Genomic DNA, 25,243 nt, shown 5'->3' on the forward strand with positions numbered 1-25,243 from the left:
TAGAAATAATAAAAAGTTTGGAATAAAAAGAAGACCTTTGTCTGACGGTTATCGTTTGGGGGAACAAACTGTTTTATGAGGGGTGATTCAAGGTGCTGTACCAATAGGGTACAGCGCCTTTTTGTTTATTATATTTTTACTATTTCATATATTTATTTATGCTAAAATAATAATAGTCGTGGATGTTATTAATGATATCAGGGGGCATTTTAATGAATTCATCTAATTCTGCGTATGAAAAATACAAAATGATAGCCCAGTCTGTTACAAGTCCCTGTGCAATTTTATCCGTTGAGAAAAATGAGGATGGAACTGCAGGAGACATCAGACTTTTTGCGACAAATGACAAATTCAGCATGACAGGCGAGATGGTTGAGGGAGAGCTTTATACCAAATTCCTTCCAAGGGAGCCTAAGTTTGATGACATGTGCCTTAGAGCTGCTTTTGGCGGAGAAAAGATCCACACCTATGTAGATTCTACCAAGACCCTGGGTGCATGGTCAGACAATATCCTGCTTCCTCTTCAGCCGGATGAGGATGGGAAAACCGGATACTGCCAGTTTATCTATGACCTTACAAAGGAGATGGATGCAGGTAAGTTCTCTACTATATCCCCTACAGTTGCCGGATTTGTTATAAAAAGCTGCCTTGAGCTTAGAAGCGATAATGACTTCAAGGTAAATATCAATCAGGTTATTGAAGATATAAGAATTTTCACGGATGCCACCTTTGCCTGCGTTATATCCATGAACCGGGAAAAGCAAAAGAGCGAGCTTATCTGTCAAAGCATCGAAGAGACAGCTATGGCTGCGGGCCAGTCATTTTCGGGAGTGTCATTTGACACCATAGATAAGTGGGATGACCTTATCGGTGAAAGCGACTGCTTCATTATGAGAGATAAGGCAGATATTGAGAACGTCGTTGAGAAGGTAACCCCTAAGTGGGCACAGCTTCTTAGAATGAAGGGCATTGAGAACCTGTGCCTGGTACCGTTACAGCAGAGAAAAGTCACTGTGGGATATATTCTGGTTACCAATTTTAATCTGGATAATCTCGTAACCATAAAGGAAACCCTGGAAATTCTTTCACTTTTCGTATCATCGGAGATGGCTAACAACCAGTTCCTGGCCCGCCTTGAGTGGCTGACCAGCGTGGATATGAGGACAGGTGTAAGGAACAGAGCTGCCATGAACCGTGTGGTTGACGAATATGCCGAACAGCTAAAGTGGCAAAAGTATCCTATCGGTGTAGCATTTTGCACAATGAACGGACTTAAGGCATTAAATGAAAAAAATGGGCATGATGCCGGAAATAAGTGCCTTGAGGAAGCGGGAAATATACTTAGCGAAATATTCGATGAGACAGAGGTTTTCAGATCTGCGGGAGAGGAATTCGCTGTTGTATGTAAGGACGCCGATGAGAAGGATTTTCAAGAAAGAATAGAAAAGCTAAGAGAGCGGGGATCAAACCCGGACGGCGTGTACTTTGCCATAGGAACAGCCTTTGACAGTACCGAGGGAGACCTTAGAAAAGCTCTTAGAAATGCCAATAAACAGATGCTCGAAGAGAAGGAAAACTTCTATATAAAGTATCCCGATAAAAAAAGATCATAATTGTCAAAATTACAGACGCATCCAAATCCATTCGGAGGAGGATGCGTTTTCTTTATGCACTATGCTTTATAAATCTGGAAAATCCTTCTATGAATACACCAAAATTATACAAGTAATAAAGAATTTTATAGATTTTCTTCAATTTGCATAGAATTTTCAAGAACGAGAGAAGAATTCTCTATGTTTTTACGAAAGGACTATTGCTATCATGTCTAATGTAATCAAAAACGTGTGCATATTGCACTAACAAGTACAGATGCACAAATGTATAGGAGGACAAAGTAATTATGAAAAAGAAAGTAGTTAGTCTTTTGACAGTAGCAGCTCTTTCAATGTCAATGCTCGCTGGTTGTGGTAACAAGGCAGCTGACACAGCTAAGGAAACTGCAGAGACAGCAGAGTCAACAGTAGAGGAAGCTGCAGAGACAGCTGAGTCAACTGTAGAAGAAGCAGCTGAGACAGTAGCTGATGCAGTTAGCGGAGACCTTGCAGATAAGAAGGTTGGCGTTTGCATCTATCAGTTCTCTGATAACTTCATGACTCTTTTCAGAAACGAACTTCAGAACTACCTTGTAGCTCAGGGCTTCAACGCTGACAATATCACAATCGTTGATGGTGCTAACGACCAGGCTACACAGACAAACCAGATTCAGAACTTCATCACAAGTGGTGTTGATGTACTTATCATCAACCCTGTTAACTCTTCTTCAGCAGCAACAATTACAGACCTTGTAGTTGGCGCTAACATCCCGCTTGTTTACATCAACCGTGAGCCCGATGCAGACGAAGAGCAGAGATGGGAAGACAACGGCTGGAACGTTTGCTATGTAGGTTGTGACGCTCGTCAGTCTGGTACATACCAGGGTGAGATCATCTCAGACCTTGGCATGGACGTTGTTGACCTTAACAAGGATGGTAAGATCCAGTACATCATGATCGAGGGTGACCCGGAGAACGTTGACGCTCAGTATCGTACAGAGTTCTCAATCAAGGCTATCGAGGATGCAGGTCTTGAGGTTGAGTGCCTTGATGATGAGGTAGGTAACTGGGATCAGGCTACAGCTCAGCAGCTCGTTGCTAACGCTCTTTCAGCTCATCCTGAGACAGAAGTAGTATTCTGCAACAACGATGCTATGGCACTTGGTGCTCTTCAGTCAATCCAGGCTGCTAACAGAACAGTTGGCACAGACATCTTCCTTGTAGGTGTTGATGCTCTTTCAGAGGCACTTGAGGACGTTATCGCTGGAACAATGACAGGTACAGTATTCAACGATCACTTCTCACAGTCACACAGCGCAGCAGATGCAGCTATCAACTTCCTTAACGGTCAGACAAACGATCGTTACATCGGTTGTGACTACATCAAGGTAACAGCAGACAATGCTCAGGAGATTCTTGATTCTGTTAAGTAATCACTTAGCGAGGTATTTTCGAGCTTAGTGTACTACTTAGTTCTGGCGAAGGCGTAGCCTGAGAGCAGAACTTCCTTGCGAAGGCGAAGCCTGAGAGCAGAACTTCCTTATGAAATAGTTAATTAAATAGTAGTGCGGATGCACAGGATGCATCCGCATTACTATTGACTAATCAAATCTAATCATCAGCCAGCAATTCGGTTATGGCAAAAATCATTGAAATATATATAAACAGTTTTTTAGTATTTAGGAGGGATTATGGCATCAGAATACAAATTGGAACTGAGGGGCGTATCCAAGTCATTTCCCGGCGTTAAGGCACTAGATAACGTTCAGTTAGCAATTCGCCCAGGTACAGTGCATGCACTGATGGGAGAGAATGGTGCCGGAAAATCCACACTCATGAAGTGTCTGTTCGGAATCTACAAGATGGATGCCGGTGAAATTTTTATAGATGGACAGAAGGTAGTAATTTCAAACCCTGATGAAGCGATGAAAATGGGTATCGCGATGGTGCATCAGGAATTACAGCCGGTACCTGCAAGAAGTGTCGGCGAGAACATGTATCTGGGAAGGTTCCCGGTTAAGAAAATCGGACCTATTCAGGTAATTGATCATAAAGCAATGTACGAACAAACAGAGAAGTGGCTGAACGAAGTTGATATGCACTTCGATCCCAAGGCTATGCTTTCAACACTGTCAATCGGACAGATGCAGTCAGTAGAAATTGCAAAGGCAGTTTCACATGACGCCAAGGTAATCATCTTCGATGAGCCTACATCTTCTCTTTCAGATAATGAAGTTGAAGCGCTTTTCAAAATCATGGAGAACCTCAGAAAGAAGGGTGTTGCCATGATCTACATCTCACATAAGATGGATGAGATTAAGCGCATCGCAGACGATATAACAGTAATGCGAGACGGTACCTACGTAGGCACATGGCCTGCAGCAGAGATGAGCATAGATGACATCATTGCTAAGATGGTAGGACGTGAGCTTACAAATATATATCCTCCCAAGGACAGAGAGTTCGGCGATGTGATCATGGAGGTTGAAGGCTTGTCTTCAATCCACAAGAGATCATTCCAGGATGTTTCCTTCAAACTCAGAAAGGGTGAAATCCTCGGATTCGGCGGACTGGTAGGAGCTCAGAGAACAGAGCTAATGGAAGGTATCTTCGGTATAAGAAATCTTTCAAAGGGAGAAATTAAGATTCATGGTCACAAGGTAGAGATCAAGAACTCCAGAGATGCCATGAAGGCCGGAATTGGAATGATAACTGAAGACCGAAGAGCAAGAGGTATTTTTGGATGTCTTTCCATTAAGGACAACGTTGGTGTATCAGTTTACAACAAGTTCCTGAAGGCAGGATTTGTACTGGATCATGCAAGCATTAACAAGGTTGTTGATGAAAGTATTGATAAGCTTAGAATCAAGACACCCAGTAAGCAGGAGCATATAGCAAACCTTTCAGGTGGTAACCAGCAGAAGGTTATTATTTCCAGATGGCTTGCAAATGACCCTGACATCCTGATAATGGATGAGCCTACAAGAGGTATTGATATCGGTGCTAAGCACGAGATATACGAGATCATGACAGAGCTCGCAAAGCAGGGTAAAGCAATCATCATGATTTCATCTGAAATGCCTGAGCTTCTTGGAATGAGCGATCGCGTGGTTGTAATGTGTAACGGTAAAAAGACCGGCGAGATCGACAACGAAGCTGAAATGACTCAGGAAAAAGTAATGAGTTACGCAACAATGTTCTGACGTCAATCACTTAGCGAGGTATTAACGAGCATAGTGAGTGACGCCGTTCTACCGACCAAGGGGAGGTAGAACTTCCTTATGACAATTGTTTTATAGAAAGGATAAAAAAATGGAAAAGACAAAGCAGCAGAAAATGAAAGATTTTCTGATCAATAACGGAGTTATCATAGTAATGTTTATCCTGGTTTTCTATACAGGACTTACAAATAAGAACTTCCTTACAGTTGGTAACGGACTTAATATTCTTGCAAACATGGCACCTCGTCTTGTTATCGCACTTGGTATTGCAGGCTGTGTTATCACAGCAGGATGTGACCTTTCAGCAGGTCGTATGATCGGTTTTGCAGCATGTATCGCAGGTACACTGCTCCAGAAGATTGATTACTCAGGTAAGTTCTTCCCTGATATGCAGCCCATGAACGTATTTGTAGTACTTCTTATCGTACTTGCAATCACAGGTTTCTTTGGAGCAATCACAGGATTCTTCATCGCATTCCTTCACGTTCCTCCGTTCATCGCAACACTTGCTATGATGGAAATCGTTTATGGTCTTGCACTTATCTACACAAACGCAACACCTCTTGGTGGATACGTAAAGCAGTACACAGACATCGCTACAGGTAACATTGCAGGAATCAGCTTCCTTGTATTCATTGCAATCGGTGTAGCAATCATCACATGGTTCATCTTCAACATGACTCGTCATGGTAAATACATGTATGCTATCGGTGGAAACCCGCAGGCAGCTGAGGTTGCCGGTGTTCCGGTTAGACTTACAATGATCCTCATCTACATGAAGGCAGCTATGATGTATGGTCTTGCAGGATTCATGCTTGGTGCAAAGGCCGGTGGTGCATCCGTTAACCTTGGTTATGGTTACGAGATGGAAGCTATCGCAGCTTGTACAATCGGTGGTGTATCAGTTACCGGTGGACGTGGTAAGGTTTCAAGTGCTATCGTCGGTGTAGCAGTATTCGAGCTCTTGAAGGCAGCTCTCCAGTACCTTGGAGTAAACGCAAACGCTCAGTACATTGCAATCGGTATCGTTATCTTCGTAGCTATCTCACTTGATATCAGAAAGTATGTTGCTAAGAAGTAATTGAGATAAGAAATTTGTTAAGGCTAAGGGGATATTACTCTCCTTAGCCTTTTTTCTGCTAAAATATGGAAAGAAAAGGCGGAAAAAGATACAATTAGAATGTATCTTTTTAAATAATGAATTGAGAGGTAATTATGACTTTTAACAGTATATTGGAGCAGTCAGGAATTTCCCTGCTATTATTTGTAATATGTGCTTACTACGCTTTCAGACTTCTTGTTTTTAAGGACTACACAGCAGTCCGCGGCAAACAGGAGAAGCCCCCGAAGGATATTGAGGGTTACTGCAAGGCAGCAGGCCTTGTAATTGTCTTTTTTGGAATTTCCACACTTGTAATGGCAGGACTTGTGCTTATCAGCCCTGTTGCAGGACTTATCCAGATCGTAGCATGTACTGCTATTATGGTAATTATGTGGAAAAAGGTTACTGATAAGTTCGCTTGAGTGATATTAAGAGTTGGTCTAATTTGTGGAACTGATTTGTGAAGGAAAAGTGGGGATTTTTAGTGCCGCTACGTCAGGGGAATAGAATTTGGTGCTACCGGCGTACCGGTTTATGAAATAAAGAACAGTTTTTGGAGGACGGTTACGTCTGGTAGAATGTAATAAAGCAAATAGGATGAATTTTTTGGATATATTCAATGCTTAGAGTTACCCTGATTTCTGAAAATAATGAAAAGCTCAACCTGTAATGAACAATAATAGTGAATAGACGTAACGCAAACGATATAACGATAATTTTTGCAAAAGCATAGTAGACCAGAATTTGTTATAAAATAAAAATCGGTTGAACTGGCGTATAACCGTGATATTAAAACGCTTACGCTAGCAAGAAAAAATGCACCGGGATCAAACGTAAATTAAGCACTGACGTAAACAGAAAATATTACAGTATAAAAAAGTTAATTTTATGAATACACAGCTTGGAGAGGGTAGAGTATATATTCAGACCAGACCGATTCTACGCGAAGCGTAACAGAGGTCTGGAATGAATATATACTCGGATCGCTCCAGGCGTACGGGTTTACAAAATGAAATATTCAGTACTTCTTGTGGATGACGAAGAGGAAGTCACCCAGGCCATAAAAAGAAAATTGAATTGGGAAGAGATGGGATTCGAGGAGCCAAGGTATGCCAAGAATGGACTTGAGGCTTTGGAGGTCTCTGAGGAGCATGCTCCCGATGTTGTCATGACGGATATACAGATGCCCTACATGACAGGACTTGAGCTGTCCAAAAAGCTCAAGGAGCTCTATCCCGGAATAAGAATCATAATCTTCTCAGGTTATGATGAATTTGAGTACGCCAAGGAAGCCATAAGGCTTGAGGCGGAGGAATACATCTTAAAGCCCATAGATGCAGGGGAGCTTAGGGGCGTATTTACAAGAATTCATGAGTCTCTTGATAAAGAGCGAGATGAGAGACAGAACCTTGAAAAACTCACCAACTACTACATGGAATCACTTCCGCTATTGCAGGAGGACTTTTTTGCTGCGCTTCTTGATGGAAAGCTAGAGGAAAAAAGAATTCCCCAGTATCTGCAGGAGTATCAGATAAAGCTTGAAGGACCGTTCTTTTGCGTAGCGATTTTTCATATAAGTACCACGGACCTACCGGAGGGAGTAAGCCATGTCCTTCTGTCTGTGTCTGTAAGAAGGCTTGCGGAGGAGAGAAGTAACCCTTCCTACAATGCGAGATTCTTCTCATATCTTGGAAGCACAGTCATGATTGCACAGCTCACATCAACTGAGGCGAAGACTAAGTTCACGGATGACTGTGACAGATTCTGCAGACTTGCAAAGACAGTCTGCAAGGCAAACGTGACCATCGGAATCGGAGAGATAGTCGGAAGTGTTGAAGACTTAAAGACCTCCTATGATGGCGCAAAGGATGCCGTATCCTACAGAGTTCTCTACGGAACCACCAAGGCTATCAACATCTCTGAGATAGCGCCGCCCACAATTAAGCAGACGGCAGACATAGAGATAGACCTTCATGAGATATTCAAGAAGATAAAAATGGAGGACGAAGCAGCTCTTAGCAAGTCGGTTGAAGATTATATAACCGGCGGAACCTCGGCGGATATGTCCGTTTCAGAGTACAAGTTTTTCGTCCTTGAAATGATTAGTGAAATCTACAGATTCATGCGAGGCAATCAGCTGAATACTGATGAGATATTTGACCCGGAAAATGATGCTTACGACAACCTTTCCCAGCTTGAAAAGACTGAGCTCATGAGCTGGCTTAAGGAAACCTGCATAAAGCTCCAGAACATGCTCCGGGAAAAGAGATCTGATAACACAAAATCCTTTGTAAAGAAGGCCATAGAATATGTCAACGATCACTATGCTGATCAGGACCTTTCTGTGGATCGCATCTGCTCCGAGCTTGCGGTGAGCAGTGCATATTTTTCCACTGTTTTTAAGAAGGAGACAGGCAAGACCTTCGTGACTTACCTTACGGATTACCGCATGGAGAAGGCTCTGCAGCTCCTTATAGAAAAAGATGAAAAGACCTACGTCATTGCACAGCAGGTCGGTTACGGAGACCCCAACTATTTCAGCTATGTTTTCAAAAAACAATTCGGGACATCGCCATCTAAATACAAACAGGGATTATCTTAAAAAGTACCTATTAAAGCTATATCCCCGCACAATCCAGAGCATCATTCTGATATCCTTCACACTGGTATCATCGGTCTGCATGCTCTTTTTGGGCATGTCCATGTATCAGAGATTTGAGAGACGGTCCCGCCAGATGATGACGGACAATTCACTCCTGATGCTGGCAAGAACTACTGACAGCATTGAGGATTACCTTCGAAGAATGCGAAGAATCTCTGATGCGATGTACTACGACGTCATAAAGGATATGGACTTTGAGTCCGAGGATATATCCACTGAGATGAGTCTTCTCTACGAGGCTAATAAGGACAACCTGGTGAGCTTTGCGCTTTTTGCAAGTAACGGCGATCTCATAAGCGCAGCGCCCATCGCCCTGAAAAAGGACAACGCCCAGGTTCCTGAGCAGAGCTGGTTTTCTACAGCCTTTGCCAATCTGGAAAATCTGCATTTTTCCACACCACATGTACAAAATCTATTCATAGACGAGACCGACTATCGCTACCACTGGGTAATATCCCTTAGCCGCGCGGTAGAGCTTAACTATGGCGGAAAGCCCAGGATGGGCGTGCTTCTTGTTGACATGAATTACCAGACAATTCAGCAGATGATGGAGAGTGTAAACAAGCTAAACTCCGACCAGTACGTCTACCTCATAACCGGCAACGGTCAGCTTATCTACCACCCCAAGGCGGAGCAGATATCCCTTGGGATTCACAATGAAAACTTTGCCCAGGCAGCAGGCTATGATGACGGAGTATATGAGGAGAATTTTGAGGGTGAAAAGCGAATAGTTGTAGTAGATACAGTAAGCTACACTGGCTGGAAGCTTGTCAGCGTAACTCCGATAAAGAACTTCTATCTTGGAATGCAGAGCACAAGATATTTCGTAATCCTTGTGGCTGCACTTACAGCCCTTGCCATGATTTTTATGAACCAGATGGTGACCTGGAAGGTAACACAGCCCCTTAGAAAGCTGAACGAATCGATCAAGACAATCGAAGCCGGAAAGACTGACTCTGCGATTTATATCGGCGGAACTACAGAGGTTGAGCACCTTGGAAGGACTCTGCAGCGCTCCCTTGACGAGATCAACAGACTGATGAAGGACATCGTCATCGAGCAGGAGGAAAAGCGAAAAAGCGAGCTTGATGCCCTGCAATCACAGATAAATCCGCACTTTTTGTATAACACCTTAGATTCCATCGTATGGATGATTGAGGGTGAGCATTACAAGGAAGCAGTTTTCATGATAACCCAGCTGGCCAGCCTGTTCAGAGTATCCCTAAGTAAGGGTCGCACCATCATCCCCATCGAGGATGAGCTTCGCCATGCTGAGAACTACATGAACATTCAGAAGGTTCGTTTTAAAAATGCGTTTACAGTAAATTATGATATTGAGCCGGAGATTAAGGAGTGCCTGACGGTTAAGCTTATCGTGCAGCCACTTCTTGAAAATGCCATATATTACGGAGTAAAAAATATGGATGAAGACGGCGAAATTACAGTAAAAGGATACAAGGACGGCGAGGATATTTTCATAGAAGTAATCGATAACGGTTATGGAATCCCCTCTGAAAAGCTGCCCTATCTTCTGACTGAGGATAAGCGCGCCAGCAAGAACGGCTCCGGAGTTGGACTTATCAACGTACACAAGCGAATCCAGCTAAGATTCGGTGAGGAGTACGGTCTTAAAATAGAGAGTGAGCCCGATGAGGGCACGAAGGTCACGATACATCTGCCGGCAATACCTGCTACCGAGGAAAACAGGGAGCGGCTTGAAAAGGGAGGTGCAAATGGCTAAGAACAGAAGCAGGATAATCCTGGCAGTCATAGCGGCGCTGATTTTGTCAATAGTTATATCGACCTATGCACTTGTAAAGAGCTCCGCGGAAAATGAAGATTACACCATCTCGGTCGTGGTTGAGGACAGCCAGAGTGAGAGGTGGAATTCCTTCAGGCTTGGAGCGGAGAGCGCAGCCACTGACAGAGGCGTGATGATTGATTTTGTAAATACATCGGGCTTTAGCGGTGCGGAGGAAGAACTGTCCATCATAGACAAGCAGATTCAGAACGGCGCGGATGCCATTGTGACAGAGCTTATAAAAAGCGGTGGAACTGCAGACTATATCAAGGACATAAGCGGAAAAGCAGTCCTTGCCCTCACGGGAACAGGGGTAGAGACTGACGTAGACATCGAGGGTAAGTTCGCAACGATAGCTCCCGACAACTATCAGATAGGAAGAGCCCTTGGAAATGAGGTGCTCCTGAGGCACCAGACAGGACTGTCTGACCTTAGGATAGGTATAGTTGCAAAAAGGATGGATACCTACAGTTCAGTGGATAAGGTCACCGGAATTTTTGATACACTTGATGTGCAAAATGGTAATGTAAACTGGTGCATAATCCTTGGCGGAGAGGACGGAGACGACTTTTTGAAAAACAGAGCTGAGGGTATGCAGATTTTCAGAAATGATCTTCAGGAAGCAAATCTTTCGCTGATAAAGAAGATTTACAGAGACAATCCGGTGGATATAATTGTTGCACTGGATGATGATAGCCTTCAGGCTGCGGCCGAGCTTTTCGGAGAGATAGAAAATGCCTACGAGGCTAACTCCACAGCCTACACCTACAAGCTGGGTGAGAATGGAAAGCTTCTTCCTTCCTATGAGCTGTACGGTGAGGGGACCTCTATCAGAAACATCTCATATCTGGACAGAGGCAGAATTATCAGCATGATAGTGCCAAACGAGTTCAGTATGGGCTACATAGCTGTTGAAAAAGCAGTATCCAAGCTTGATCACAAGCTTACTTCCATGAAGGACGACATCGTGGAATACCGAGTAATAAACCAGGAGAACATGTTTAAGGATGATATTCAGAAATACCTTTTCACAACAATGCAGTGACCATGAACGAGGGGGAAAAAATGGCCATGAAAGATCAAAAGTACATAAAAAATCTCTGAAAAGATTTTGTGGTATATTGCTGATGGGAGTGCTTCTCTTTTCATCAATTTCCATGGCAGGATGCGGGAAAAAGGAGCAAAAGTCCACTGAAATCAAGATCGGAGTGTGCGGGTACGACCAGTATGATACGTATTTGTCCCAGCTGATCCAGTGCTTCGACAAATGCATTACAGATGGTGTGAACGTGGAGTATGTCTATGCTTCACAGAGCCAGATTACGCAAAATGAACAGGTGGAAAAGCTGATCACAAAGGGCGTTGACGTTCTCTGCGTGAATCTTGTGGACAGAACCGCACCTAATACGATCATTGACCTGGCTAAGAAAAATGATGTACCGATCATCTTTTTTAATAGGGAGCTGGTTGAAGAGGATATCACCCAGTGGCCAAAGCTTTACTACGTGGGTGCGGATGCCTTCGAGTCCGGAAGACTTCAGGGCGAGCTTGCAGCAAACATGCTAAGAAGAGAATCAGTCAATGCTGATAAAAACGGCGATGGCAGAATTCAGTACGTGGTGCTTGAGGGCGAGGCAGGCCATCAGGATGCCATCGTTAGAACTGAGTATTCAGTTAATACCCTGATAGAGCAGGGCGTTGATGTAGACAAGGTGGGCTACGCCATAGCTAACTGGAACAGAGCTCAGGCTCAGACCAAGATGGCACAGCTAATTGAGAGAACGGAAAATGGCATAGAGCTTGTTCTTGCCAATAATGACGACATGGCTCTGGGCGCAGTGGATGCCTATAACAGTGCAAAGATCTCCGCTGATGAGAGACCGCTTATATTTGGGATCGATGGCACAGACGTCGGACTTGAGGCTGTTGTAAACAAGACAATCATGGGAACCATTTACAACGACAAGGAGGGTCAGGCCAAGGCTATGTACGACCTTGCCATAGCCCTTGCCAAGGGAGAGTCCGTTAGCTCCTTAAACCTTGAGGACGGAAGATATATAAGACTTCCCTATGCGAAGGTGGATGCCGCCAACGTGCTTCAATATATTCATAAGTGATGATCGATTTGAAGAGATAAAGAGCGCTGGCTGAAATACATTTTGCTTGATAAGAGGCTATTACATGAAGATAACAATTGTGGATGATTTTGCTCCAAAGAAAATACAGATAAGTGGACAGTGCTTTCGAGTTAAGGAAACGGAGCCTGGTGTGTTCAGATTCATTACAGGAGAGCATGTGCTTTATATAAAAGAGTCAGATAGTAAAGGCGATGCAAAAGCTTTTGATATTTCCTGCTCCAAGAAGGAATGGGAAAAAATCTGGATGCCATATTTTGATATGGACAGAAACTACGCTGATATTTGCAACAGGGAATATGGTAAGCACAGCTTTAGTGACAAAGCCATAGACTGCGGCCGCGGCCTTAGAATCCTGAAGCAGGATAAGTGGGAGATGCTGATATCCTTTATTATTTCCCAGAGGAAAAGTATTCCGGCTATATCAAGTGCCGTGGAAGCAATCTCAGCTAAGTTTGGAACAAAGCTTGATGATGAAATATATGCTTTTCCTACATCAAAGCAGATGGCCGGAGCCACACTTGATGATTTAAAGGAATGTGGTCTTGGCTACAGAGCTCCATACGTGTATGATGCAATTAGAAGAGCAAATAGCGGAGAGCTTGATCTTGAGAAGCTGGACGACCTTGATGATGAAGGGTTATTTGAAGCTCTGATGGAGGTCCACGGCGTTGGTAAAAAGGTGTCCAACTGTGTGTGCCTTTTTGCATACGCGAGGATGGGCAGAGCCCCTGTTGATGTGTGGATCGCCAGGGCGATAGATGAAGAGTTTGGCGGGGTGAATCCTTTCCCTGAATATGGGGAGAATGCAGGAATAATACAGCAGTACATATTCTATTATGAGAAAAATGGCAGAGCGTAATTATTCAGAGATTTTGGAGGCACTATGAGAAATAGAGTCAGCGTTTTTTCCAAAATGATTAGAACCATATCCGCTGTGGTGATGTGTGTTGTTTTAGGCGCAGGAGCTTCTGTGTGTATTCCTGCTTACAATGCTAAAGCTACCTACATCGTGGATATAGAGTCTCCCGATGGACCAAGGGGCTACGGCGTGTACATTGGTGCAACTGCCGAGCAGCTTCACGCTAAGCTTGATAATGACACCAATATCGGGCTTGCAATAATCGATGCCCAGAACGTATCCGCTGAGGATGTGGGATCTCTTAAGGCCCACGGAAGGAGAATCTACAGCTATCTTAATGTGGGTTCACTTGAGGAATTCAGGGATTACTACAGCACCTTTGAAGGACTTACACTCTCTGCTTATGATAACTGGCCCGGTGAGTACTGGATCGATGTCTCAGAGCAGGCATGGCAGGATTATGTTGTTGATAATATTGCGGCGGAGCTGGTATTAAAGGGAGTTGATGGATTTTTCATAGATAATACTGATGTCTACTATCTCTATCAGCATAGCTGGATATATAAGGGACTTGTGAAGATAATCACCAGGCTGAAGGATACTTATCACCTTCCTATAATCATCAACGGCGGAGATATGTTTGTCAGTAAGCTCATGGATGATGGGAATTCTGATATCATAAACGGCATAAATCAGGAGTCTGTTTTCAGTACTATTGAGGATTATGAGAACGGTGTGTTCGGCGAACAGACTGCTATGGACAGGGCCTATATGGAGGAGTATCTGGCGAGAGCCTACAAGCAGGGACTTTTCGTGTACATGATCGAGTACACTCAGGATATGAGACTTGTTGAGAAGATAAGGACCTTCTGCCAGCAGAACGGCTATAAGTGCTATGTCACTGACTCGCTGGCGCTGGATGGGAATGTGTGACGTATGATGATTATGGAAGCTTAAATAGTCTGATGATTTTGAAGAAATAAGATTTTTGAAATTCTAAGCATATTGATTAGAAGATATGTGATGCTATTGATAATGAGAAAAGAAGGTTGGGCGATATGAATAGATGTGTAATTGTTGGGGGATCTACGATAGGAAATTATGAATTTGTCCGTGATCACATTAGGGTTACAGATTATGTAATCTACTGTGATTGCGGACTTTCTCATATGGAGAAGCTGGGAGCTGCACCTTCTCTTATTGTGGGAGATTTCGACTCCCACGAGAATCCACATATGGATGTTGAGACTATTGTATTGCCCACAGAAAAGGACGACACCGACACTGTCTATGCAGTGAAGGAAGGCATAAAGCGTGGCTACACCGAGTTTGTGCTTGTTGGAGTTTTGGGTAAACGCTTCGACCACACCCTTGGGAATCTTGCAATTCTTCTTATGTTGGATGAGAAGGGCTGTGAGGGCATGATAGTTGATGACTATTCTGAGATTAGGGTGGTTTCAGGGAATATGGAAGGTGATATTTCCGGAGAGGTTAGTGAAGGAGCTTTTTCTCGAAAGAGCGGTACTGGATATATAGAGATTCCGTCAGGCTGTAAGTATTTCTCTCTCCTGGCAGCAGGCGGTGATGCGCACGGAGTAACAATCCGGGATGCCAAGTACAATATTGAGGATGCAGACCTTTTTACAAGCTTTCCTCTTGGTGTTTCCAATGAAGTTCCCAAAGGGAATATTGCCAAGGTGAGCGTACGAGAAGGGAAACTGTTCGTAATTATAGTGGTAAGTGAGTAAGATTGTGTTATGACGAATAATTTTTTATGTTATATAGTTTATTTTGGCGCGGAAATTTCCTCCTTTTGACTGGCATTCAACCAGGAAGGTTTATATATGGGCGATAGACGTAACGGATTACGAAAAACAAATGATAATTCTGAGGACTGTTACGCCAAAACCAAGAAATGATATTGAGCCGACGTACTTTTACACAAATTTCTCTAAGATTATATTTGACGAGTGTTTAAATTAAAGGAAAAATTACGCCGGCATGAATTGTTTTAGAAGAATAGGTTGCACGCAAACGGAATAACGATAACATTTGCAAAAAAGAGATGGACCGGAAGGCACATAATTTGCAAGACCGGCGTAACGCAGATACTACAGGGATAAAAAATGCAGTCTGAATACAAAAATCCAAAAGCATAGACTGAACAAAAGTTCCGTAAAAAGCGGCAACCGCCCAAACCAGAACCCAACACATCTAATGTACAGAAAATAAGGGTTAATAAGTATAATTATTACGGTTACAAAATTAGTGGATTGCCCACAAAATATAAAACACAGCAAGAATAAGTGCTATAAATGCAGAAGAGAAAAACATAGAAGAAAATAGTAACAGAAGCTTGTATGCAGTAGCTTAGCAAGAAACAATAATAAACCAAAGACAATACATCTGATAAAACCTGATAGAGAGGATTTAGGTATGAAATTCACCAACGAAAATGGGGCACTTGTAGCAAAAAGGCAGGGCGAGACACTTAGAATCGAAGCCTGGGGAAAGAATGCCCTGAGAATACGCACAACAATGTATCCTGAATTTACAGGAAGAAACTGGGCACTTACAAATAATGCAGCGGACGATCCCGGTAAAAAGAACAATTCCAAGGATCATGCAACTGCAGCAAATTCAGTAATATCAATAACGGCAAGGGAGGATGGCCCCTTTGCTGAAATTAAAAACGGAAGAGTAAAGGCAACCGTGAACTTTGCGGGAGTCATCACTTTTTATAAGGATGACGTGATGTTCCTCAGAGAGTACTTCAGATGCTACGGCGGAACAGAGTCAAAGGAATCAAGATGCCTTAAATATGTAAACAGAGATTACAAGCCTCATGTGGGAGGAGACTACCGCATCACTCAGAAATTTGAGAGTAACGACGGCGAGAAGATCTTTGGAATGGGCCAGTATCAGCATGCATACACAGACTTAAAGGGATGTATACTTGATCTTGAGCAGAGAAATTCACAGGTATCAATTCCCTTTGCAGTATCAAGTCTTGGCTACGGATTCCTCTGGAACAATCCGGCAGTTGGACGCGTAACCTTCGGTAACAACTACACTGAGTGGGTGGCAGAGGCTACCAAGGAGCTTGATTACTGGATCACAGTAGCTGACACACCAAAGGAAATAGTTGAGAATTACACTGAGGAAACAGGACGTTCACCTGAGATGCCTGATGACCTTCTTGGCCTCTGGCAGTGCAAGCTTCGCTACCGCACACAGGAGGAGGTTCTCAAGGTTGCTCACGACTGTAAGGAGCACGGCGTTCCGATCGACTGCATCGTAATCGACTTCTTCCACTGGACAGTTCAGGGCGATTGGAAGTTCGACAAGACCTACTGGCCTGATCCCAAGGCAATGGTTGATGAGCTTCACAGCATGGGCATCAAGGTTGTGGTATCCGTATGGCCTACAGTTGATAAGAGAAGTGAGCACTTCTATGACATGCTTGAGCGCGGCCTTCTTATGAAAAATGAGAGAGGCGGACTTCAGAACTATGACTTCGAGGGTGACTGCACAGTATTCGATGCTACTAACCCCGAGGCGAGAGATTATGTCTGGGAAGTTTGCAAAAAGAATTACTATGACCTTGGCATAGATATGTTCTGGCTTGATAATTCAGAGCCTGATCTAGTAAAATATGACTTTGATTCAATGCGCTATTACATGGGACCCGCACTTGAAGTGAGCAACATCTATCCTCAGTACTACAGCAGAGTATTTTATGACAAGATGACTAAGCTTCAGGAAAAGCCCGTAGTCAGCCTTCTTCGCTCAGCCTGGGCAGGAAGCCAGAAGTACGGCAATGTTGTCTGGTCAGGTGATGTTCCCAGTACCTTCGAGGCACTTCGCGATCAGCTGGCAGCAGGTCTTAACATGGGACTTGCAGGAATTTCATGGTGGACAACAGACATCGGCGGCTTCATGACTGATGATGTAAACGATCCTGATTTCAGACAGCTCCTTATCAGATGGTATGAGTTTGCGGTATTTTCACCCATCCTCAGAATCCACGGAGACCGCGGACCCTACAATATTCCTGCGCTTGATGACAGAAACTTTGGAGGCGGATATCTCCACACCGGTCAGGACAACGAGCTTTGGAGCTACGGTGAGGATAACTTCAAGATCATGAAGGATCAGCTTGATCTTCGTCATGAGCTTAAGCCCTACATCAAGACTCTTTACAAGGAGACAAGCGAAAACGGAGCACCTATCATCAGAACACTTTTCTACGAATTCCCTGAGGACAAAAAGTGCTGGGAAACCTATGATGAGTACATGTTCGGTGATAAGTATCTCGTAGCACCTATCCTTGAGCTCAACCAGTTCGAGAGAGAGGTTTACCTCCCTGCCGGAAAGTGGGAAGATATAAGAGACGGCAAGACCTACGAGGGTGGCCAGACAATAACTGCCAAGGCACCCATCGAGTCAATTCCGGTATTTAAGAGAGTTTAATGAAGAAAAAATTTCATCGCACAATTTCATTACTATTAACAGTCTGCATCCTGTCAGGGTGCAGACTTCCTTTTCGTGCAGACAATCGCACGGAGGGGGAGAGAAAATACCCTGAATTCCTGACTATCGACATCTACGATACCCAGGCCAATACCCAGGGACTGCAGCGCGGATGGTTTGCGAAAAAGGTTCGCGACAAATTCAATATGCAGCTAAATATCATCTCCTCCAACACAGACCTTAGCTCTGATGCGACCTATGAAACCATGCGTGCATCAGGAAAGCTGGGGGACATTATAATCACAAATGTAGATAACGGAAGGCTTTCAGAGCTTGTACGCGAGGGTCTGGTATTAGATCTCTCGCCCTACCTTGATAACTGCGAGAACCTGAAACAATATGAGGAACAGATCACATTAACTTCCGCCTTTGCGGACGCGGAGGGAAGCTGGGCGGTTCCAAGCGAGATATCAGACTTTCCGTCAACTGAGCCCTCTGAGATCATCGAGCCCACTAACGCTCCGACACTCAGATGGGATTTATATAAAAAGGCAGGCTATCCTGAGATCACTACCTTAGAGGACCTTTTACCAATTCTTAAGACCATGCAGAACATGGCAGGAAAAAGTGATTCGGGAAAAGACGTCTATGCCTTCAGCTTATTCGGAGACTGGGACGGCGGAGCCATGCAGAACGCAGGTGCCCTGACGTCACTATATGGATATGACATTCAGGGATTTGTCATGCTAAATCCCGAGAACGGTGATATACAATCCGTTGCCAATCCCAATTCCCTTTACCTTAAGGTGCTTCACTTTTTATTCGAAGCAAACCAGATGGGCCTGGTAGATCCGGAATCCCAGGTGCAGAACTACGAGACCGTCGCATCAAAGATGAAGGATGGCGCGGTGCTCTATTCCTTCTGGCCCTGGATGGGAGAATCACTTTACAACTCCGATGAGCATTTGGCTCTTGGCAAGGGCTTCGCATCAGTAAAAATGGATGATGCAAGCTACATCTGCTGGGGTAATGATCCAAATGGAAAACAGAGCTTTTCAATAATGGTCGGCGGCAATACCAAGGATCCCCAGAGAATGGTGGACTTCATCGACTGGCTATATTCTGATGAAGGAATCGAGTGCTGTGGATCTCCTACAGGTGACTTCAGAGGTCCTGAAAACCTCACCTGGGTTAACACAGAAAACGGACCAAAGCTCACAGACTTCGGAGTGGATGCTTTCATAAACATGACTGAGGCGCTGGATGTTCCAGAGGAATTTGGCGGCGGAACCTGGAAGGCGGGCGTATCAGGCCTTAACTTCAAGCCCGTTGATCTTAAGAATGCTGACAAGAACGACATAGATTTTTGCTACCAGAACTGGGATGACTACAAGGAGAAGACCACAGTCAGCATCACGGAGGACTGGCAGAAGCACTATAAGACAGACCTCACACCGATACAATATTTTGAAAAACAAAACCTTATCTCTGTAATCCCCGGAACCGAGTGGGCAGCAGAGGACTATCCGGATTACATCAAAACCGTGGAGCTGCAGTGCAGACAGACACTGGTAGATTATTCGTGGAAAATGGTATTTGCAAGGGACGAGGATGAATTTGACAGTCTTCAGGATACCATGCTTAGTACTCTGGTGCGACTGGGATTTGATGAGGTTATAAAGATCAACGTCCGCTACGCTCAGGACAGATACGAGCTTTTGAAAAATGCGGCGGAGGTGTCACAATGAGGCGCCAGGGAAGGGTTGGAAAGCAGATGTACAGGATTCTGCTCCTGACCCTGATAATACCAATAGGAATAATCGGTATCATCGCCGCAGCGATTCTGGTAAGGCAGATGAACGGCAGATATGAGGAGCAGGTAAAGGCTGAGAACACACGAGTTAAATCAATCCTGTTTGATGTGACTTCGAGTCTTTACACGAACCTTGAGCCAGTGGTGTCCGTGCAGGCATATAGAGACATGTTCTCATCGGATACCTTCGGTGAAACAGAGGAGAGGCAGTACAACGAGGTAAACCGCACCATCACTTCGACGAAAAGATCCACCGCCTCCATCTCATCTATAAATGTATATACCAATAATCCCGGGATTCCTACGGGGAACTACATAATTAACGTCGGCACAACAGGAATAGAGGAGTCGGGAGATGCGGCAGGGATGGCAGCAGGAAGCGGTCCCGCGGATGATCCTTTTTCAAGATTCGAGTGGTACAGAGGAATAGATCCTGATGCCTGGGAGTCCTACACCTGCATACATGTGCCGCTGAACGAGTACGAGGCAGCCTATGAGCTTACACTTGTAAGGCGCTTCAATACAGGAGCTTCGAAGAACAGAGCCTACGTTGTTGCAACCGTAAGCACCAACTACCTCAGGAACAGACTTATAACAACTGATAATTACATGCTGGCATGTCTCGAGGATTTACCTGCATTTTTCTCATCTGAGTATGATGACAGGGAAAAGGAGATGCCGGAGATATTCTCCGAAAACACATCTAACTACAATTATCTCGGGGATATCATGCTGGATGGAAAACTGGCTCTGACCTACGTTTCCAGCTTTGTACCCTACAAGGTTGATAAAAGATTCTACGTACTTGTGGGTGACTACAGCGCTCACAAAGCGGTAAGGGAAATCCTCATGGGATTTTTGCTGGTGCTTTTCATAGCAATACTTGGACCTGTGACGGCGATCGTGCTTTATTCAAGGTACTTCACCCACAGAGTCTATACACTGAGAGAAGCCATGCACCGCGCCAGCACAGGTGACTACGACATAATTGAAAGCATCAGCGGAGACGATGAGCTCTCCGACACCTTCAATGACCTAAAGCTCACAACCGAGCAGATAAGAGAGAACGAAGCGAAATACTACGAGGCCAAGATCCATGAGCAGGAACTTGTAAACATGCAGCAGAACATGGAATTCAAGATGCTATCGGGACAGATAAATCCTCACTTTCTATATAACACCTTAGAGGCCATCCGCATGCAGGCAATCCGCGGAGGCGACAGAGACGTAGCAACCTCTGTAAAATATCTTGCGAAAATTATGCACTATGTTCTTGAGAGTACGGGAACCAGCACCTCCAAGCTCTCGGATGAGCTTAAGCACGTAGAGAGCTACCTTCAGATACAAAGGCTCCGCTTTGGTGAGAAGGTTGCCTGGAATTTCTACATATCAGATGACGTTAAGCCTGATGAATATGAGATTCTGCCGCTTTTGATACAGCCCATAGTTGAGAATGCCATAAGCCATGGCCTTAAGGATATGGATAAAAATGGCCACATCAGCATCGTCGCAGAGTACGAGAGCAAAAATAAGGAAAATGAGGGCTGTCTTATTATCACCATCAATGACGATGGTAAGGGAATGAACGAGGAAGAAGTCATAGCCCTTAATAAGTCTCTTGATGAGAAGCGAACAGATACTGATGGAAAGGGAGCTGCCAGCATAGGACTTTATAACATACATCAGAGGATAAAGCTCCACTACGGTAAGCAATACGGACTGACAATACGCTCCAGGGAAGGCAAGGGTACCAGCGTTGAGCTGCGCCTCCCGGAGAGTACGAAGGAATAAAAAATAAGAGGAGAAAGAAAATGCGTGACAAAAAACAATTACTTCAGGACTGCATGAACAGAATGATTGAAGAAAATGAGTTGGCGGGAGTTAATTTCCTTGTTCTTAAGGATGGAAAAGAGGAGCTCTACGCTGAGGCTGGCTTTGCTAACCGCGAGGAGAAAAAGCCCTTTAAGCGTGACACCATCGTGAGACTTTACTCACAGAGTAAGCCCATCACAGCAGCTGCAGCAATGCTTCTTTTCCAGGACGGAATCATCGATCTCTACGAGCCCGTTGGAAAGTACATCGACAGCTTCAATAATCAGGAGATAGTCGAAGCAGGAGTAAGAAGACCTGTAAGATTTGATCGCCCCATGTTCATCAAGGACCTTCTGGACATGACTTCAGGACTTGTGTATCCCTTCACAGATACAATCTCTGAGATCGAGACAGGCAATATCTATAACGAAATGATAGACAGATTCAGCACTGACAACATGATGAGCACCATGGAATTTGCTGAGCGTCTCGGCAAGGTTCCGCTTGCTTTTCAGCCCGGTGAGCACTTCAGATACGGCACAAGCGCTGACATTCTCGGAGCTGTAATTGAGAAGGCATCCGGAATGAAGCTTGGTGAATTCATGGAGGAGAGACTTTTTAAGCCTTTAAATATGAAGGACACAGCCTTCTATGTGCCTGATGAAAAGCAGGACAGATACGCTATGGCTTATAACTGCTACGATCCGGAGCCCGTTCCCTACAGCGGCAATAACCTTGGAATCCGCGACGATGGCAAAAAGAACGCCTTCGAGTCAGGCGGAGCAGGACTTTTCTCAACAATCGATGACTACGCTAACTTTGCAAGAATGCTCATGAACGACGGAACCTTCGAAGGAAAAGAGATCCTCACAAAGAGATGTGTTCGCTTCATGACAAGCCCTCAGCTCACAGATGCTCAGCAGAATGACCTCTACGGCTGGTCCACACTCGGAGGATTTTCCTATGGTAACCTTATGCGTATCATGAAGAATCCTGACCGCGCAGGCATCATGGCAGGCATGGGAGAGTACGGCTGGGATGGATGGCTCGGACCTTACTTTGCAAACGATCCCGAGTCCAAAACTACAATACTTATGCTGACCCAGCGCGTAGACTACGGTACAGGCCCCGCTACCCGTAAGTTCAGGAACATTATTTTCTCCTGATAACCCAGGTACAAAAATTACAGTATTTTATGTAAAAATATTTGGGTACTTGAAAAATACATATTCTTCTAAAATTACACTCGTAGGAAATACTGCCGAGGAAACGGCAACCTACGAGTGTTTTTTTCATGGGATACACCTGTGAAATGTATGGGAGGATAAAAAAGTGAAAAAGGAAAAAGCGGCACAAATCGCCTACTATCCCTATCGTATTATTTCTGTAGCACTTCTCGTGATTCTGTTCTTTCCGGGACTTAATGTTGCGAGAGTAAGTGGTCTTATCAATAGAAGCACATCGCTTCTTACAACCGGATTTTCCTATGGAAATTTAATATCCAATTTCGGAAGAGCATTTAGAAAGGGCTGGGTTTTAGAGTCCACAATGAGACTCCTTAATCTTTCCAGTCTTGCAATCTGTATCGGAATTATCGCTTGTGCGGTAGGTGCGTGCCTTTCTCTTGGAAACAGGAAATGCAAGTTTGCAGGAAACCTCATAAGCACTGTAGGAGCAGTGATCTCAGCCTGCTCAATGGGAGGCATATGGTCAGCATATTTTCAGATAGCTGCAACCACAAAGCCCTCAAAGGTTGAGCCCATGTTCCAGAACTTCTTCTACATAATGCTGGTGCTTCTGGTTCTCATGGTGGTTATTTCCATCGCGGTCCTCTTCCTTGTAGGAAGACCTGAGAAGAGTGAAAAGTTCGAGATGGAAACAAGGTTCAAATTGTTCCTTATGTTCCTTCCCTTCATAGTTCTGACCTTCGTGTTCTGCTACCTGCCTCTCTTTGGCTGGAGATACGCATTCTTCGATTACAAATCCGGAGATACGCTGAGCATGGACAACTTCGTGGCCTTCAAGTGGTTCGCGCAGCTTGTCAGAAATAAGTCCACAACAAGGGACATCGTAAATGTTATGAAAAACACCCTTGCAATGAGCGGACTCGGTATCGCAACAAGCTGGCTTCCGATGGCCTTTGCGATCTTTTTATCAGAAATTAAAAACAGCAGATTCAGAAGATTCGTACAGACCTTCACAACAATCCCCAATTTCATAAGCTGGGTTCTTGTGTTCGCGATTGCCTTCTGTATCTTCTCAACAGACGGATTCATAAGCTCAATGATGATCAATCTCGGCATTTGGACCGAAGGTAAGAACTTCCTTATGAGTGGTTCTAACACATGGCTGAAGATGCTTCTCTGGGGACTTTGGAAGGGACTTGGCTGGAGCGCAATCATTTACATCGCCGGCATCTCAGGTATTGACCAGCAGCTTTACGAAGCGGCAACAGTTGACGGTGCAGGACGTTTCCAGAAGATGTGGCACGTAACTGTTCCCGGACTTATGCCTACCTTCTATGTTCTGCTCCTGATGGCTGTGGCAGGTATCCTGTCAAACGGAATGGATCAGTACCTGGTTTTTGAAAATTCATCAAATACAACACAGATCATGGTTCTCGACCTTTACGTTTATAAGATGGGTATCGTAAAAGGTGCTATCCCGCTTTCAACCGTAGTGGGAATGCTTAAATCTGTGATAAGCGTAACACTGTTGTATGTTGCAAACACCATTAGTAAGGTGCTTCGCGGCGAGACCATCGTATAAGAGGAGTGAAAAAATGAGTAGCATGGCAAGTGCAGCTAGACTTGAGGCCAAGGCCGAGAGAGAGTATGAAAAAAAGCGCAGCAAAATGATGAAGAAAACACCGGGAGACATCATTTTCAATATCATTAACTACACGGTATTTGCGATCTTTACGATCATTTGTATTTTCCCGTTTTACTACCTTTTCATTAACACGATAAGTGACAATGAGCTGGTAAGAAAAGGACTTATAAACTTCGTTCCGAGAGGGATACACTTTGAAAACTATATAAGACTTCTTCAGGTTAACGACCTCTTCGGAGCATTCGGAGTAACACTTGCGAGAACTATTTTCGGAACAATGTTCATGGTTCTTGCGTCAGCCTTCGTGGGCTATCTTGTTACAAAAAAGGAGATGTGGGGAAGAAGCTTCTGGTACAGATTCCTTGTTATCACAATGTACTTCAATGCAGGAATCATCCCGTGGTATCTGAACATGGCAATGCTGGGACTGACCAATTCCTTCTGGGCTTACATTATTCCCGCAATCGTTGCTCCCTATAACATCATCCTGGTTAAGACCTACATTGAGTCAGCGATTCCCGGAGAGCTTGAGGAGAGTGCATCCCTCGATGGAGCTTCACACCTTAAGATTTTCTGGACAATAATCCTTCCGCTTTCAAAGCCGATCCTTGCAACAATTGCAATCTTCGGTGCGGTAGGTCACTGGAACTCATTCCAGGATTCACTTATCCTGATGCAGTCAGCGCCCAAGCTCTACACACTGCAGCACAGACTGTACATCTACCTTAATACAACAAGTAACCTGTCAGCACTCATGAGCGCCGGCAGTACATCCGGAATCAGCAAGAGCGTACTTGACTCAGCGCTGAACGGAAAGGTTATCAAGTACACAATTGCAATGGTAACCATCATCCCGATCCTGCTCGTATATCCCTTCATGCAACGCTACTTCGAGAAGGGAATAATGATTGGAGCGGTTAAAGGTTAACCCACCCGTA

At 44.4% G+C, this 25,243-nt stretch carries 18 protein-coding genes; all 18 read left to right on the forward strand.

Going from position 1 to position 25,243, the window contains the following annotated elements; all coding sequences use genetic code 11:
• Window positions 1-212 precede the first annotated feature (212 nt).
• The 18 genes from G601_RS0104360 to G601_RS0104445 all read left to right on the forward strand — a co-directional run bounded on the left by G601_RS0104360 (window position 213) and on the right by G601_RS0104445 (window position 25,233).
• Complete coding sequence (locus G601_RS0104360) at window positions 213-1,613, forward strand: GGDEF domain-containing protein (RefSeq protein ID WP_026664590.1); 1,401 nt, start codon at window positions 213-215, stop codon at window positions 1,611-1,613.
• A 287-nt stretch (window positions 1,614-1,900) separates the two neighbouring features.
• Window positions 1,901-3,025, forward strand: coding sequence for a galactose ABC transporter substrate-binding protein (locus tag G601_RS0104365; protein WP_026491088.1), 1,125 nt, complete (start codon window positions 1,901-1,903; stop codon window positions 3,023-3,025).
• A 258-nt stretch (window positions 3,026-3,283) separates the two neighbouring features.
• The gene (locus tag G601_RS0104370; RefSeq protein WP_026491089.1) at window positions 3,284-4,795 is read left to right on the forward strand and encodes a sugar ABC transporter ATP-binding protein; all 1,512 of its coding nucleotides are present in this window, start codon (window positions 3,284-3,286) and stop codon (window positions 4,793-4,795) included.
• A gap of 109 nt (window positions 4,796-4,904) precedes the next feature.
• A complete protein-coding gene (locus tag G601_RS0104375) occupies window positions 4,905-5,894 on the forward strand; it encodes a galactose/methyl galactoside ABC transporter permease MglC (RefSeq protein ID WP_026491090.1) in 990 nt (329 codons plus the stop codon).
• A gap of 134 nt (window positions 5,895-6,028) precedes the next feature.
• Window positions 6,029-6,337: a hypothetical protein gene (locus G601_RS0104380; RefSeq protein WP_026664591.1), complete on the forward strand. Its 309-nt coding sequence runs from the start codon at window positions 6,029-6,031 to the stop codon at window positions 6,335-6,337.
• A 587-nt stretch (window positions 6,338-6,924) separates the two neighbouring features.
• Complete coding sequence (locus G601_RS0104385) at window positions 6,925-8,517, forward strand: response regulator (protein WP_026491092.1); 1,593 nt, start codon at window positions 6,925-6,927, stop codon at window positions 8,515-8,517.
• Window positions 8,459-10,318, forward strand: a complete 1,860-nt coding sequence (locus G601_RS0104390) for a sensor histidine kinase (RefSeq protein ID WP_026664592.1) — start codon at window positions 8,459-8,461, stop codon at window positions 10,316-10,318. Before G601_RS0104385 ends, G601_RS0104390 begins: the two co-directional genes overlap by 59 nt.
• A complete protein-coding gene (locus G601_RS0104395; protein ID WP_026664593.1) occupies window positions 10,311-11,423 on the forward strand; it encodes a sugar ABC transporter substrate-binding protein in 1,113 nt (370 codons plus the stop codon). The genes G601_RS0104390 and G601_RS0104395 overlap by 8 nt, the downstream gene beginning before the upstream one ends.
• A 112-nt stretch (window positions 11,424-11,535) precedes the next feature.
• Window positions 11,536-12,495, forward strand: a complete 960-nt coding sequence (locus G601_RS0104400; RefSeq protein WP_242834378.1) for a galactose ABC transporter substrate-binding protein — start codon at window positions 11,536-11,538, stop codon at window positions 12,493-12,495.
• Between the two features lie 64 nt (window positions 12,496-12,559).
• Window positions 12,560-13,375 (forward strand): DNA glycosylase, encoded by an 816-nt coding sequence (locus G601_RS0104405; protein WP_026664595.1) that lies wholly within the window; start codon window positions 12,560-12,562, stop codon window positions 13,373-13,375.
• 24 nt (window positions 13,376-13,399) lie between these two features.
• Window positions 13,400-14,308, forward strand: coding sequence for an endo alpha-1,4 polygalactosaminidase (locus G601_RS21885; RefSeq protein ID WP_051205575.1), 909 nt, complete (start codon window positions 13,400-13,402; stop codon window positions 14,306-14,308).
• 125 nt (window positions 14,309-14,433) lie between these two features.
• A complete protein-coding gene (locus G601_RS0104415; protein WP_026664596.1) occupies window positions 14,434-15,123 on the forward strand; it encodes a thiamine diphosphokinase in 690 nt (229 codons plus the stop codon).
• Window positions 15,124-15,811: 688 nt separating this feature from the next.
• Complete coding sequence (locus G601_RS0104420) at window positions 15,812-17,848, forward strand: glycoside hydrolase family 31 protein (protein WP_026664597.1); 2,037 nt, start codon at window positions 15,812-15,814, stop codon at window positions 17,846-17,848.
• Window positions 17,848-19,596 (forward strand): extracellular solute-binding protein, encoded by a 1,749-nt coding sequence (locus G601_RS0104425; protein WP_026664598.1) that lies wholly within the window; start codon window positions 17,848-17,850, stop codon window positions 19,594-19,596. Before G601_RS0104420 ends, G601_RS0104425 begins: the two co-directional genes overlap by 1 nt.
• Window positions 19,593-21,452: a sensor histidine kinase gene (locus G601_RS0104430; RefSeq protein ID WP_026664599.1), complete on the forward strand. Its 1,860-nt coding sequence runs from the start codon at window positions 19,593-19,595 to the stop codon at window positions 21,450-21,452. The genes G601_RS0104425 and G601_RS0104430 overlap by 4 nt, the downstream gene beginning before the upstream one ends.
• Before the next feature lie 20 nt (window positions 21,453-21,472).
• Window positions 21,473-22,639: a serine hydrolase domain-containing protein gene (locus G601_RS0104435; RefSeq protein ID WP_051205577.1), complete on the forward strand. Its 1,167-nt coding sequence runs from the start codon at window positions 21,473-21,475 to the stop codon at window positions 22,637-22,639.
• Window positions 22,640-22,805: 166 nt separating this feature from the next.
• Window positions 22,806-24,242 carry an ABC transporter permease subunit gene (locus tag G601_RS27180; protein WP_026491103.1) on the forward strand — a complete coding sequence of 479 codons (1,437 nt, stop codon included), beginning with the start codon at window positions 22,806-22,808 and terminating at the stop codon, window positions 24,240-24,242.
• A gap of 22 nt (window positions 24,243-24,264) precedes the next feature.
• Entirely contained in the window at window positions 24,265-25,233 is a 969-nt protein-coding gene (locus tag G601_RS0104445; protein WP_035785666.1) for a carbohydrate ABC transporter permease, read from the forward strand.
• Window positions 25,234-25,243 lie beyond the last annotated feature (10 nt).

It is taken from the genome of Butyrivibrio sp. FC2001 (assembly GCF_000424125.1).
Classification (GTDB): domain Bacteria; phylum Bacillota; class Clostridia; order Lachnospirales; family Lachnospiraceae; genus Butyrivibrio.

What these genes read in the sequence shown, in the direction of transcription:
- G601_RS0104435 (WP_051205577.1), top strand. Translation starts at nt 21,473, where the DNA reads ATGCGTGACAAAAAACAATTACTTCAGGACTGCATGAACAGAATGATT.
- G601_RS0104395 (WP_026664593.1), top strand. Translation starts at nt 10,311, where the DNA reads ATGGCTAAGAACAGAAGCAGGATAATCCTGGCAGTCATAGCGGCGCTG.
- G601_RS0104365 (WP_026491088.1), top strand. Translation starts at nt 1,901, where the DNA reads ATGAAAAAGAAAGTAGTTAGTCTTTTGACAGTAGCAGCTCTTTCAATG.
- G601_RS0104425 (WP_026664598.1), top strand. Translation starts at nt 17,848, where the DNA reads ATGAAGAAAAAATTTCATCGCACAATTTCATTACTATTAACAGTCTGC.
- G601_RS0104375 (WP_026491090.1), top strand. Translation starts at nt 4,905, where the DNA reads ATGGAAAAGACAAAGCAGCAGAAAATGAAAGATTTTCTGATCAATAAC.
- G601_RS0104420 (WP_026664597.1), top strand. Translation starts at nt 15,812, where the DNA reads ATGAAATTCACCAACGAAAATGGGGCACTTGTAGCAAAAAGGCAGGGC.
- G601_RS0104405 (WP_026664595.1), top strand. Translation starts at nt 12,560, where the DNA reads ATGAAGATAACAATTGTGGATGATTTTGCTCCAAAGAAAATACAGATA.
- G601_RS0104370 (WP_026491089.1), top strand. Translation starts at nt 3,284, where the DNA reads ATGGCATCAGAATACAAATTGGAACTGAGGGGCGTATCCAAGTCATTT.
- G601_RS0104415 (WP_026664596.1), top strand. Translation starts at nt 14,434, where the DNA reads ATGAATAGATGTGTAATTGTTGGGGGATCTACGATAGGAAATTATGAA.
- G601_RS0104380 (WP_026664591.1), top strand. Translation starts at nt 6,029, where the DNA reads ATGACTTTTAACAGTATATTGGAGCAGTCAGGAATTTCCCTGCTATTA.
- G601_RS0104385 (WP_026491092.1), top strand. Translation starts at nt 6,925, where the DNA reads ATGAAATATTCAGTACTTCTTGTGGATGACGAAGAGGAAGTCACCCAG.
- G601_RS0104400 (WP_242834378.1), top strand. Translation starts at nt 11,536, where the DNA reads ATGGCAGGATGCGGGAAAAAGGAGCAAAAGTCCACTGAAATCAAGATC.
- G601_RS21885 (WP_051205575.1), top strand. Translation starts at nt 13,400, where the DNA reads ATGAGAAATAGAGTCAGCGTTTTTTCCAAAATGATTAGAACCATATCC.
- G601_RS0104430 (WP_026664599.1), top strand. Translation starts at nt 19,593, where the DNA reads ATGAGGCGCCAGGGAAGGGTTGGAAAGCAGATGTACAGGATTCTGCTC.
- G601_RS0104360 (WP_026664590.1), top strand. Translation starts at nt 213, where the DNA reads ATGAATTCATCTAATTCTGCGTATGAAAAATACAAAATGATAGCCCAG.
- G601_RS0104445 (WP_035785666.1), top strand. Translation starts at nt 24,265, where the DNA reads ATGGCAAGTGCAGCTAGACTTGAGGCCAAGGCCGAGAGAGAGTATGAA.
- G601_RS0104390 (WP_026664592.1), top strand. Translation starts at nt 8,459, where the DNA reads ATGTTTTCAAAAAACAATTCGGGACATCGCCATCTAAATACAAACAGG.